This window comes from Oscillibacter sp. MSJ-31 (genome assembly GCF_018918025.1).
In the GTDB taxonomy this organism is placed as follows: Bacteria; Bacillota; Clostridia; order Oscillospirales; family Oscillospiraceae; genus Hominicoprocola.
In genome coordinates, this window is record NZ_JAHLPT010000035.1 from 1 (window position 1) to 12,005 (window position 12,005).

12 protein-coding genes are annotated in these 12,005 nt (G+C 44.1%); all 12 read right to left on the bottom strand.

The window, feature by feature from the left end; genetic code table 11:
- Positions 1–214 precede the first annotated feature (214 nt).
- Positions 215–997: a hypothetical protein gene (locus KQI17_RS12730; RefSeq protein ID WP_216496582.1), complete on the bottom strand. Its 783-nt coding sequence runs from the start codon at positions 995–997 to the stop codon at positions 215–217.
- Positions 998–1,089: 92 nt separating this feature from the next.
- Positions 1,090–1,392 carry a hypothetical protein gene (locus KQI17_RS12735; RefSeq protein WP_216496583.1) on the bottom strand — a complete coding sequence of 101 codons (303 nt, stop codon included), beginning with the start codon at positions 1,390–1,392 and terminating at the stop codon, positions 1,090–1,092.
- 215 nt (positions 1,393–1,607) lie between these two features.
- Positions 1,608–2,720, bottom strand: a complete 1,113-nt coding sequence (gene tnpB, locus KQI17_RS12740; protein WP_216496584.1) for an IS200/IS605 family element RNA-guided endonuclease TnpB — start codon at positions 2,718–2,720, stop codon at positions 1,608–1,610.
- Between the two features lie 324 nt (positions 2,721–3,044).
- On the bottom strand, positions 3,045–4,178 hold the full coding sequence (locus KQI17_RS12745) for a hypothetical protein (RefSeq protein ID WP_216496585.1): 1,134 nt from the start codon (positions 4,176–4,178) through the stop codon (positions 3,045–3,047).
- A gap of 307 nt (positions 4,179–4,485) precedes the next feature.
- Entirely contained in the window at positions 4,486–6,936 is a 2,451-nt protein-coding gene (locus KQI17_RS12750; RefSeq protein ID WP_216496586.1) for a leucine-rich repeat domain-containing protein, read from the bottom strand.
- 22 nt (positions 6,937–6,958) lie between these two features.
- Entirely contained in the window at positions 6,959–8,107 is a 1,149-nt protein-coding gene (locus tag KQI17_RS12755) for a leucine-rich repeat protein (protein WP_216496587.1), read from the bottom strand.
- A gap of 100 nt (positions 8,108–8,207) precedes the next feature.
- Positions 8,208–8,873 (bottom strand): hypothetical protein, encoded by a 666-nt coding sequence (locus KQI17_RS12760; RefSeq protein WP_216496588.1) that lies wholly within the window; start codon positions 8,871–8,873, stop codon positions 8,208–8,210.
- Between the two features lie 9 nt (positions 8,874–8,882).
- On the bottom strand, positions 8,883–9,467 hold the full coding sequence (locus KQI17_RS12765; protein WP_216496589.1) for a hypothetical protein: 585 nt from the start codon (positions 9,465–9,467) through the stop codon (positions 8,883–8,885).
- 37 nt (positions 9,468–9,504) lie between these two features.
- Positions 9,505–9,945, bottom strand: a complete 441-nt coding sequence (locus tag KQI17_RS12770) for a hypothetical protein (protein WP_216496590.1) — start codon at positions 9,943–9,945, stop codon at positions 9,505–9,507.
- A gap of 122 nt (positions 9,946–10,067) precedes the next feature.
- Positions 10,068–10,622, bottom strand: coding sequence for a hypothetical protein (locus tag KQI17_RS12775; RefSeq protein ID WP_216496591.1), 555 nt, complete (start codon positions 10,620–10,622; stop codon positions 10,068–10,070).
- Between the two features lie 273 nt (positions 10,623–10,895).
- Entirely contained in the window at positions 10,896–11,531 is a 636-nt protein-coding gene (locus KQI17_RS12780; protein WP_216496592.1) for a recombinase family protein, read from the bottom strand.
- Between the two features lie 146 nt (positions 11,532–11,677).
- A complete protein-coding gene (locus KQI17_RS12785; RefSeq protein WP_216496593.1) occupies positions 11,678–11,875 on the bottom strand; it encodes a hypothetical protein in 198 nt (65 codons plus the stop codon).
- Positions 11,876–12,005 lie beyond the last annotated feature (130 nt).

Here is a 12,005-nt window from a genome sequence, read left to right on the forward strand (position 1 = left end):
TCATTCTGCTTACCCCCACATACTATGTCTCGGGAAGTGTCGAGATTTCTCGATACCCCCCGAGACAGTATGCCATATCTGTTCCAGCCGGTACAGGTACGGGTTATTTACCGTTTACTTTAGTTAGGTTTATGATTTACAAATAGATTTGACAAAAATATAGAGCAGACAGCTAAATAAACTGCCTGCTCTATATTTATAATGTCATTTAACATTAACCAATGATCTCGTAAGATGGCTTCTCATAATTGTCCTTAATAGAACTCTCGCCAAAGTCGCCATTATCAGGAACAGTGTTTGTTATATGTGCATCATCATAAACGTTTCCTGATCCACCGTTTCCTCCAGAAGAATTACCTGCATTGCCAGAGGATCCACCATTATTACTTGATCCACCTGAAGGCTTCTGCTGAGTCTGGCCTCCTGTATTTCCTGTGTTACCGGTGTTTCCAGAGTTATTTCCACTCTGATTATTTCCACTAGAGGAACCCTTTTCAAGTGCTTCTCGCCAGGCTACATACTGCTCAAATCCGTCATCTGGAAGGATTTTGCCTTCATAACCTGCTCCTTTTACTGTTGACTCGATATAGGAGTAAACGTTAGCATCTACTTGAGTACCGATCTCTCGTGCAGGCAGTTTCATATAAAAGTCTTTGTACTGGTCTGCATATAGATTTGATTTTGCAAATCTCTCTGTGTCATACTCTTTCTTAAAGAGTGCATGGAGTTCTTCTGTGGTAAGGAGGACTTCTTTTTTCTGAGGCACATCACTATTAGCTGTGCCACTAATGTCATACTGCTTGCCATCAATATCAACGGTATTCTTATCTGTCTCTGTATCTAAATCCGGCTCCTCAATGACTAATGTCACATCATCAGGGTTATCTACAATATCCTCAGGTGATACTACTGCACAACCAGATAATTGGGATAGCATGATTGCTAAAGTAAGGAAAGGAATGACTACTCTCCTAATCTTCATGTATTTACGTGCCATAATGGTGCCCTCCATATAAACTACTCTTGATTATATCACAAAATCACAAGGAACTCAATCTACAATGCCAAAGTAATAACCTAAATCTGCGTTTAACACATTGAATACTGCTTATCATCAGCTTCCACCCAGTCATCATCGTCTACTGGCCTGAATATTGAGCACAGCACACCAGATTTCGTTGTACTGAAGAAATACTTTTTAAGCTGCTCAAAATCATCAGGCTGTGTACTTGAGACTGCAAGAACTGTGATTGACTGATCCAGTATTACTGTATGATTTCCTTCTGTGTAGCCGATGTCATCATAGTCACTGTAAACATAGGCTAAATCAGGATTATTACTTCTAAAGGTGTTTCGTGTGGTTCTTAATGGAGTTGATAATATTTTGAACATTGCTACCACCTGCCACCTTAGGTTTATTTTATTGGTTCAACTGTTTATTACTACATCCTTACTGCTATATACCAAAATCAATTTTTATTTTGACACTCCACATGGCTAAAGCCGGGGATTCTCGGTTCAGCCACCACCGCCTGCACAAGCGAGGTCTTACACGGTGTCCCCGAGCGTATAGGTTTGGGCGTGTCCCGCCCTACCGTATGTTTCTGCTACGCCAACAGGCGCAAGCCCTCATTCAAAATGTTCTTTGCGGCGTTTACATCCCGGTCATGGATAGTGCCGCACTTGGGGCAAGCCCACTCACGGACGGACAGGTCTTTCGTTCCTGGCCATTGAGCACCGCAAGTGGAGCAAAGCTGACTGGACGGAAAGAAGCGGTCGACCGTGACCACCTGTTTTCCGTACCATGCTGCCTTATACTCCAGCTGCCGCCGGAACTCGCCCCAGCTTGCGTCAGAAATGGACATGGCAAGTTTGTGGTTCTTGACCATATTGGACGGATCCAAATCCTCAATCGCAATTATGTCATAGGTTCGCACAAGACTGGTGGACAGCTTATGGAGCATATCATGCCGCTTGTTGGAAACGTGTTCATGGAAGCGGGCTACTTGGATTCTCGCCTTTTCCCGGCGGTTGCTGCCCTTTGATTTTCGGGACAGCTTCCGTTGGAGTTTGGCAAGCTTCTTCTGGCTCCTGGTCAGGTATTTATGGTTCGGATACTCTACGCCATCTGAGGTGATTGCAAATGCTTTCAGGCCCATATCAAGGCCGACCACCGCCCCAGTAGATGGCAACGGTTCTATCTCTACATCAGTACAACAGATGGCAACGAAGCATTTCCCGCTTGGGTTTTGGCTGACAGTAGCAGACAGGATACGGCCCTTGACCTCTTTGGATACACGGCACTTTACAAGGCCCAGCTTTGGGAGCTGTACTGCCTTGTCCAGCACCTTGATATTCGCACCCACGTACTTGCTTTTATAGCTTCTCCTGCGGCTGTGCTTGCTCTTGAATTTGGGGTAGCCGGGCTTCTTACCATGTTTAACACGCCGGAAGAAGTTTTGATATGCCGTGTCTAAATCCTTTATAGAGGATTGCAGAGCGGTTGCATCTACTTCTCTCAGCCATGGAATGGTTTTCTTGAGCTGTGTCATATCCCCGGAGCAGGCATTATAGTTCATTGTCTTTCCATCTTGCTCATAGAGGTCTTTCCGCAACGCAAGATAGTGATTCCAAACAAAACGACAGCAGCCAAATGTCCGTTGTATCTGCTCCTCTTGCGCTGCGGTGGGGTATATGCGGAATTTATAGCTGTATTCCATCTTGATACCTCCATCGGAAGTCTTTTTACGATGGGAACAAGGTGTGGCTTATATCCACATGCCTAAAAGCAGTGGTATTACGCCACGTTTGATAAAATTTATTTTTCTATTATTAACAAGACTTACAATAAGACTACAAGTAGGGTTCACCCTCTCATGGGTATCTAGTCTATCGTGTTATTGTATTTAATACCGACCTTTAGGCTCCTGAGGTAAACTAAAACCGCCCACCCCTAGTTACTATAGTAGGGTGGGCGGTTTATATATTTGGAACTATGTCGAGTGGTCAATTTATATAATTGGACTTATGCCAATAAGTGGAATTTACTTTGCCTTGGACTTTGATTTCTTCTGCTTGGGCTTCTTGGAGTTGCTGCTCTCAGGGTTTGCATCAGGCTCGGGTTTCACTTTAATAATTGTATCAGCACCGGAAATCTCAGGTTCGGAGAGGGAAGAGTGAGCCTGTTCATCCTGGGGAACCTGTTCAACTTTTTCCATTGCAGGCTCAGGTTCGGTTTGCTCACTGTCTGTGGCGGGTTCATTAGAAGTATCACTAAACAGCTCATCAAGCTTCTCTACTACTTCCGCAGGAACAGCAACCACAGCGGGGAAGATGGAATTGGGGTTACTTAGTCCTCCTTCGGGAACTGTGTCTCCTGCGGGTTCTGCTGTGTCTGTTGTGCTGCCTTCACCATGATCTCTGTGATCAGGGCTTCCAGCCTTCTGTACAGCCATTTCATCAACAATGCCAGCAGTGCCGCTGTCAGCATCAGAAATATGGCTATCAGCAGCACTGACTGTGCCACCACTCTCTGCCTGATCTCCTCCAGGAGCATCATCACCGCCGGTTCCACTGTCATCCTCCTTGTCTGTGTCCTCCTTTGTCATGTCGATGAACTCTACTCCATCAGCAAATCTAATCATGCCTGTTGCGTCATTGATCCAACAACCTGACAATCTATTGAGTGTGTAAAGTGCTCTGACCAGTTTCTCTTTAACCGGTAATCTTGCAGATATGTTATTGACAAGCTCGTAAACAAGCCCATCGGGAGTGTCCGCAACTTTTGTCAGTGCATAGTAGGGTGTAGCTGCTGTATCTATACCCTCCCTCAAAAGTCTGAACTTACCTACACCAGACTTGACCGGCAGGTTACGCTGATTGAAACCTTCCGCATCAAGCTCGATCTCACCGGCCTTTGTCAGCACAAGGCCGTTCACACCCTCAGTCCTGATAAGTCTCTTGACCTCAAGAGGGGTAAACTCCTCAAAGGCCAGCGAGTCAGGATTGTACAGCGTGTAGCCGCTCACACGGGTACGGCCAAGTGTCATTTGGCAAACCACTGTCTTTTTCATGCCTTTTATTATCCTTTCACACTTATTATCTCCAAAATTAAATTGGGATGAGACTGTAACGCTGAAATCCTTGAAAATCAACACTTTTTTGAAATTCAACGCCATCTTTTTCTTAACCGCTTGGAGCATCTTTTTCTACTGCCAAAGCCTCAAAATATCTTTATTGCCAAAAGGTCACCTCAGGACTACTTTTCCAAAAAATGCTGATTTTCCACATACTGCAACCACAAAATCACATACTGCATACCCAAATTTCAACTCAATGCTCCACCAAAAATAGCCCTACTGCATCCCCATTTTTCAATGCTCACATAAACTGAAATTTTTATAAAATTTTACTCATAATGCCTTAGGCAAAAAGTAACCCCACCAGTTACTAACTGATGGGGTTACCCTTAATGCTGTTTACTTATTAGTCAACGTAGGTGTAAGTAATATCACCGCATTTGTAGAAAGCACTGCTGCCGATTGAAACGTTCTCCGCATGTGGCATTGTCACGCTTGTCAGGGAAGAGCAGTTCGCAAATGCGTACTTGCCAATGGTTTCAACCTTTGGCATGCTAACACTCTCAAGACTACTGCTCCACTGGAAAGCATTTGCACCGATTGTTACCACATCAGGCATCTCAACTGAGGTGAATGTGCTGCCGTTGAAGCATTTAGCCCCAATCTCTGTAATGCCGGTGAAGTCAAATACCAGAGAGGTGCAGCCAACAAACATTTCCTCGCCGAGAACATTCAGACTGCTTGGCAACTGTACTGTCGTGAGCATCTTGCACTGATAGAACATTCTCTTACCAGCTGTAGTAATATCTGCTGCGGACAGATCAGCTGTCTGAAGCTTACTGCATCCGTTAAATATGTTGGAGCCGTCAGCAATCGTCACACCGCTACCAAAGGTTACATTGTTCAGGTTGGTGCAACTCTGGAATACCCCTGTACCGATTGTAGCATTACTACCGACTGTCATATCGGTGATACCAGTGCATCCCTGGAATGCTACGTTACCAACAGTTGTTCCAGCATGGATATTATTGACTGCCAAGGAAGTGCAGTTTGCAAAAGCACCAATTCCAATGCTATCAACGCTTGAAGGCAACGCAGTCAAGGCTAGGGCAGAGCATCCACCGAATGCCGACTTTTCAATCGTGCTCACGCCATCAGGCAACTCGCTCAGTGACAGAGCCTTGCAGTTGTAGAAAGCATTATCACCGATTGCCACTAGCTCGCTTGGTAACCTGCTCATATTCAGCACCTTGCATCCGTAAAATGCTCTTGTGCCAATAGATGTCACACCATCAGGCAGTTCACAGGTAGTCAGTGCCATGCAGTTATTAAAGGTGTAGTTCTTAATCTCACTTACCTGACCATTAAATACAACCGTTGTCAGACCCGTGCATCCATCAAAAGCGTTTGTTCCAATTGAATCTACAGAAGCCGGAATTTCGATCGAAGTGAGCTTGGTTTGGCTCTTAAAGGTATTATCACCAATGCCTACAACAGTATACTTACTGCCTTCATAATCAAACTGTGATGGAATTACTAAGCTTGTATCACCAGCCGTGTAACCGACCATATTGATGTTGCTGCTATTCAGGATAATGGGAATAGCATCTGAGTCATAATCAGTTCCCATAAACTTGTAATAGCTGAGAGGTAACGGATTTCCGCCGTTACCCTCAATCCCGCCGGGAGTTGTCAGGGTTATCCCATCTGCCGTATTCATAACAATGATACCGCTCAAATTAGAGCAAGACCTAAACAGGAATCTGTTCAGGGAGGACACCTCCGAGCCAATGATAACTCTTGTCAATGCATCACAATATCCAAATGTAGCACCGTTCGGAATTACAGAGTGTGTTTCAATACTATTGATGTTTACGCCTTTCACCATATAGTGATATCCGCCCGCTCCGGCATATCCAAATGGAGTAGACACATATCCAGCACTCATGTTATCTAAGTAACTATTCTCAAAGATAACATTCTTACCAATGTACAGGTCATTGATTGTGGCCTCACGGAATGTTCTTGATGCTAGAGTAACACCATCTTCAATAGTCACCTTGTTAAACACAACATCGGAATACTGCTTAGTTGTACCCGCACTATTGGTTGTTGTCGGAGCTATGCAGTCCTCAAGTTTTGATACCGCATATCCTCCAATAGTATTGGGCACCACAAGGTTAACATCAGAACCGAACCTTCCAATGTACTTCGTGAGGTTAGCTGTTCCATCGCTCTGTACAGTGTACTCCCAAGGATATTCAGTCAATGCTTCTGCCCCCGGTCCAGGTCCAGGCTCAGGCTCAGGCTCAGGTTCGGGATTTGGCTCTACTGTACCAGATCCATCATTCCATCCAACCACAAAAACAACCTTTGCAATGTTGAGTTCTACAGGGTTTGACAACATTGAAATGTTGGCATCATAGTCAAAATGTAATGAACTATTGCCGTTTATTACTGAGAAGTTCGCCACAGAGCAGCTACCATCAGTATTTACATTTGACCCCATAAACTGCAATCCATACTCATAGGAGTCTACCTTTGATTTGCTAAAATCTGTTTCAAATTTCCTTAGTGTCCAACCATTAAGATCCTCGACAGTCAGACTCTTTACACGCACAGACCCAAAATTATTGTTGATAATCTTGGCATCGGTGGCTACTGAAATCTCATGGTCTGCTGACACATAAACTGGAAGTGCTGTTGGTACCGTGACCGAAAAGCTCGTTGCCTCTTGTGTGAGGACTACCGGCACTGAACCACCAGCCCCCTCTGCATCGATCTCACTTGCAAAGGCTGCCGGTATCGTACTGACAGCCAGTGCAAGGGCGATTACGAATGATAAAAACTTTTTCATAGTCTGTCCCCCATGTCCCTCTTTATCCTACGAAATTATATTTGGTGATTGAAACACCACTCTGCTCATTCAGCCATGTTATATTGTCTTGGCTGTTTTGTACCGTGATTGACTCCAAATTCACGCACCCTCTGAACATCTGCCTGTCAATAGTGGTGACCTCCGGCCCGAATGTTACATTAGTAATTGTGGAGCTGTCACCAAATATTGCATACACTGTAATCGGAGAGTGTGTTTCAATAGTTTTTACTTTTGCACCAGAATAGAAAGTCCTTGTGGAGTTGACCGCATAGGTTCTTCTAATCGACATGCCAAACGGCGTTCTCAGTGCCGGTAAAAGCTCATTGCCGCATGGTATGGAATTCGTCTGGAACACTACGTTTTTGCCAATGACTAATTTGTCAATTGTAGTATTATAAAATATCTCAGGTGCAAGCTCTACATTATCCTGAATAGTCACTGTTCCAAATACGCTGTTCCCACTTAGGTTAGTTGCTGCACAGGCTTTCACCGTGTACCCAGCTATTTCATTTGGCACTACTAGATCTTCACCAGATCTTCGATCTCCAAGATACTCAATCAAAGTTGCTGTGCCATCAGCTGTTACAATGTACTTCCACGGGTACTCAACGCCGAGGACACCGGTTACAATTGAACCGTCATCCCAGCCAACTACGAAAGTAACCATTGCTATGTTTTCCTCTAATGCACCTGAAAGCACAGAGATATTCGCATCATAATCAAGATGCATTGAGCCATTTCCCTTGATGGTAGGGAAATTATCTACGGCACACGTGCCATCTGTTTGCACATCCGACCACATAAACTGTAGTCCATACTTATGTTCATTGACCTTGCCACCAGTCAAGTCTGACTCAAACTCAACTAGTTTCCAGTCCTTTAGGCTATCGACCTGTACTGACTTAACGCACACAGGGCCAAAGCCGTTGTTTATGATTTTGGCATCTGTCGCAACTTCAATTTCATGTGTGGCTGACATATAAACTGGAAGCACTGTTGGCACTGTAACAGAGAACTTTGTTACCTTCTGTGTCAGCACTACCGGAACAGCTCCACTTCCACCATCTGTAGTCACTTCATGTGCAAAGGCTGTTGCTGAACAACTAATAGCCAAAACCACCGCCAAAAGCATTGAAATGATTTTCTTCATGGGTTAGCTCCTTTCAAAAAAATTTATATTTTATCTAGAATATGCCGTCGAATATGTTTTCAACATTTTTCGATAAGCATATTTTTAGGACAGCTTTTGATCACTCACGTTGAATACACCTTAGGCGGTACCCAAATAACCAGCACACTGCCTCGTCACAAACATTGCCATTTGGAGTGCTGTCGTCTTTCACAGCCTTAAACCCATTTTGCATCACAGTGATATTGTACAGGCGGTCAATGACATAGTACTCTTCGTCCAAGTTTCCTTCCTGCTCCAGAAGCTCAGTCACCATCTGCTTTGCTTTGGTAAGGCTCTTTGCTGGCCCTATATATTCTAATGTCGATTTACTAACGCCAAGTGTCTTATGCAGGACTATACACGGGCACTGTTCCTCCTCAAAAATGCTTTGAAAACTCTCAACAAGCCACTCTTTTGGCCAGCTGCCAGGTGTCGTTTTCAACTTGTACTCGACTTTTCCCTTTGGCTGCACGAAATAATAACCTATGTCCGTCTTAATGGCTCCTCTGCTCTTTGCAAATAAACAGTTTTCGATTGTCTCAAAATATGCTGTTTCATCACAGCCATCATATAACCTGTCAAGCTGCTTACCAGTGGGGAACAACTGCTCATACTCATCAAACCTGAGTATCTTTTTTGTATCAGTGAGCATGTCCACTCCATCATCAAGAGCATCTGCTATTGCCTTCTTAATGCAAGGCATTGGTGACTTACCATGAAACTTAATATCTGCTACGCACTGCATATAAGCACCTCATACTCTGTCATATTTCCAATAAACATTGTCAAAGAAATAGGCATCGCCTCTCCCATTCATAATGAGGTCAAGCCCAAATTCATCTGACATCATGGCAACTTCTTTCTGCCTTTCGCCAAGATCCTTCTTATCAAAGAAGTACCTGCGGGCAGGATTTGGTATGCTACACTTTGTCGGAACTAATATCACATCGTCAAATGTGACTTGCTCAAATGCACCTTCATTGGTATTTGGCAGCACCTCAAATCCGTCCTCTGTAATATTTACGATGGTGGCCGGTATCACTTCATTTCCCTTTGTAATATGAATTTGACCTGACCACCTAACCAGTCTGATCCGATCATTCGACAAAGAAATGCAGTTATAAACCTTACCAGCAATCCTTATGACATAGACCTCAATGCTGTTGCACTGACAAATCATCTTCAATGCCACACCACCATCTACCTCAGTCGTAAATCTACTAAGGTCTGCCGGAACCAGTTTCCATGACTTACCCTCACGTACTATGTGCATATCTCCCCTGCTATCATTTACCGTAAAGACACCTGTACCGCTTGATACGAAATTCTTTAGCTCCATACATAAACCCTCCAATGCTACCTCTACATCAAATGGGTTAGAGCGACAGGCCAAGCTGCTGCACGGCACTAAGTACAAAGGCCGGGGTGTCCAGCGTGTTAATGCAGCCACAAATTTGCTCGGCATACTTCTGTGCCTTGCCCTGATCCAAGAAAAATCGAGTGTCAACTACTGATCCACCCTTAGTCACAGAAATCCAGGGCCTGTCTTTATTCACATCGGAATAGCACATATAAATTGCTTCCCTCAGGCATTTCTTGTACACAGTGATTGCACTTGTTTCGTATCGGGCCAACTGCTGCATTGCCCACATCTTGCTACCCTTTGGCTCACGTGTCTCTGCTTCCTCGTGCATACTCTGCTTGAAACCGTACAAGGTGGCGTCAGCAATGACATTCAAGCCGTTTGCAGATCTCATGTCTGCCAGAATGTTGTTGATGATAGCTTCTGATGCGTTTTCATAAACATCCTGCACCAAGTACAGTACCTTTCTACAAAGTCTAAGATTTGTGAACTTATCAATGTTCTCGACTACCCACCGCTTAGACATGATGCCGCTCTGACCATTAGACGCAGCCACATAATAACCTTCACGCCTTCTCATTCGCCTTTATCAAGGTCAACTAACAGCTTGCCGGTGTCAATCTTTGTTCCAACCGGAATGAGCTTGCTCTCATAAACCAGCTCACCGCTGTCCTTGATATAGATCTGAACGACCTGAGGATAGTTGTTAATGTCCTCATTGACGATCATCAGGTTTCCTTCTGATGTACCAGTCTCAAACTCAGGAGCCAGGTTCATAGAAATGTTGATATAACCTGCCTGAACCTTTTCGTTCAGTTCCTTTTCGATTTCCTCTTTGGACTTCTCAGAGAAGTCATCATTTGCATCAACGTCTGTCTCGACACCAAACCGCTCCCTCAAGTCCTCAATCACGGGGTTGGAATGGCTGTCACATGCTCTCAACAGGAGAATAATGATTACTACAAGCAGAAACGCAATAATCAAATTCTTTCTACGCTTATCACTCTTCTGCTGCTTAATCTTCTTCTCTTGAGCCTCAATCTTCTTGTCCTGCTGTTCTACCTCTTGGTAGAACATCTCTTCATTATCCTGAATGCCAGTGTTCTTTGTACCATTGATCTTGTCTTCCATAAAAAATCACCTCATAAATAAATTTGACCAACTGAAAATTTCTTTTATTTAACTTATTAAAAATTAAATATACCTTCCATTAAACCAATGCATAAAACCAGGCATCCAACAAAACACCAACAGGTATCCAGAAAAAATCAAAAAGAATGGGGTGGTATCCAAATGTTCTGGATAAACCACCCCAAAGCCGATTTCACTAAAAATATTCAGTTTTCAAGTATCTGCAAATTTGCAATGTCTCTACAAAATCTCAACTTGTTCAGCCTAATCCTTTTATACCGCCGGTTTCACTCCAATCTGCTGTTCATATTTTTCTATTGCTCTATAAAAGGTATTCGGTTTCAACCCGAGCAGCTTTTGAAATTCAGATGTCTTAATCGCTCCAGATTTCCACCTGCTATAACACTTTTCAAGCTGCTGACCATCATACTCAATAGGCTTCCTGCCCTTGTACTTACCCTCACTCTTTGCTATTTCAATGCCAGCACGGGTTCTCCGCTCTTTTTCAACTAGCTCTTGCTCTGCAATACTCGCATAAACTTCAATCAACAAGTTCGTTACCATATCGAGTACCCATTCTTGCCCCTGTCCTGGGTCAATCGTGGTAGTGGGGAGGGACAATACAATCAGCCTGACTTTCTTACTCCGTAGATATTCTACCTCGGATTTAATGTCACTTTTCTTACGGCCAAGGCGGTCAATCGCATCCACCACTAGACTGTCGCCCTCTCGCAGCAGCTTCCGCAAAACGGAATACTGCTCCCGCTCTGCACCGCGTATTTTGCCGGACTCCTTCTCAATGATGATGTCCTCATCAGGAATGCCAAAATCATGTAGTGCCTTTAACTGCCGTGCTTCATTTTGCTTATCCGTGGAGCATCTAATAAACCCATACCGCTTTTCAGCCATTCCAAATCCACCTCTTTCAATTTGGTTGCGGAATTGTAACGCTGTGTCCTTGTGGTGTAAACTCTAAATTCTCTGATTTTGTTTGCAAAAAGATAGAGGGTAAGCACTCCAAGTGCCTACCCTCTGCTGCTAACATGCTCCACTTATTAACTTGGTGCATTGGCTGCCCAGTAATAATTGTAGACCGGCTTTACATACAGCTTGTCCGGCTCGGACTTCTGATTTGTCTCTGACACTCTACGAACTCGGCATGACACGCATTTCAAGTTTCCTGCCACATCACAAATCAAATAGCGTTCACTTGGGTTTTCACGCAGCTTCTCAAATGCCTTTTCAATCATCATATTGTAGCTGCTGTTAGTGTCGGGAGTTCACGACCCCGTTTTGTCGGGAGCAACGAACCGCTTTTTGTCGGAAAACCGGAAGCCAATCGATAGAATTTCATAGTACCAACAACCCAGATTGGCAAATAAA

Bases quoted from the DNA above. Each gene is read 5' to 3' on its own strand.
- KQI17_RS12730 (WP_216496582.1), bottom strand. From the start codon at position 997: ATGGCACGTAAATACATGAAGATTAGGAGAGTAGTCATTCCTTTCCTT.
- KQI17_RS12735 (WP_216496583.1), bottom strand. From the start codon at position 1,392: ATGTTCAAAATATTATCAACTCCATTAAGAACCACACGAAACACCTTT.
- tnpB (WP_216496584.1), bottom strand. From the start codon at position 2,720: ATGGAATACAGCTATAAATTCCGCATATACCCCACCGCAGCGCAAGAG.
- KQI17_RS12745 (WP_216496585.1), bottom strand. From the start codon at position 4,178: ATGGCGTTGAATTTCAAAAAAGTGTTGATTTTCAAGGATTTCAGCGTT.
- KQI17_RS12750 (WP_216496586.1), bottom strand. From the start codon at position 6,936: ATGAAAAAGTTTTTATCATTCGTAATCGCCCTTGCACTGGCTGTCAGT.
- KQI17_RS12755 (WP_216496587.1), bottom strand. From the start codon at position 8,107: ATGAAGAAAATCATTTCAATGCTTTTGGCGGTGGTTTTGGCTATTAGT.
- KQI17_RS12760 (WP_216496588.1), bottom strand. From the start codon at position 8,873: ATGCAGTGCGTAGCAGATATTAAGTTTCATGGTAAGTCACCAATGCCT.
- KQI17_RS12765 (WP_216496589.1), bottom strand. From the start codon at position 9,467: ATGGAGCTAAAGAATTTCGTATCAAGCGGTACAGGTGTCTTTACGGTA.
- KQI17_RS12775 (WP_216496591.1), bottom strand. From the start codon at position 10,622: ATGGAAGACAAGATCAATGGTACAAAGAACACTGGCATTCAGGATAAT.
- KQI17_RS12780 (WP_216496592.1), bottom strand. From the start codon at position 11,531: ATGGCTGAAAAGCGGTATGGGTTTATTAGATGCTCCACGGATAAGCAA.
- KQI17_RS12785 (WP_216496593.1), bottom strand. From the start codon at position 11,875: ATGATGATTGAAAAGGCATTTGAGAAGCTGCGTGAAAACCCAAGTGAA.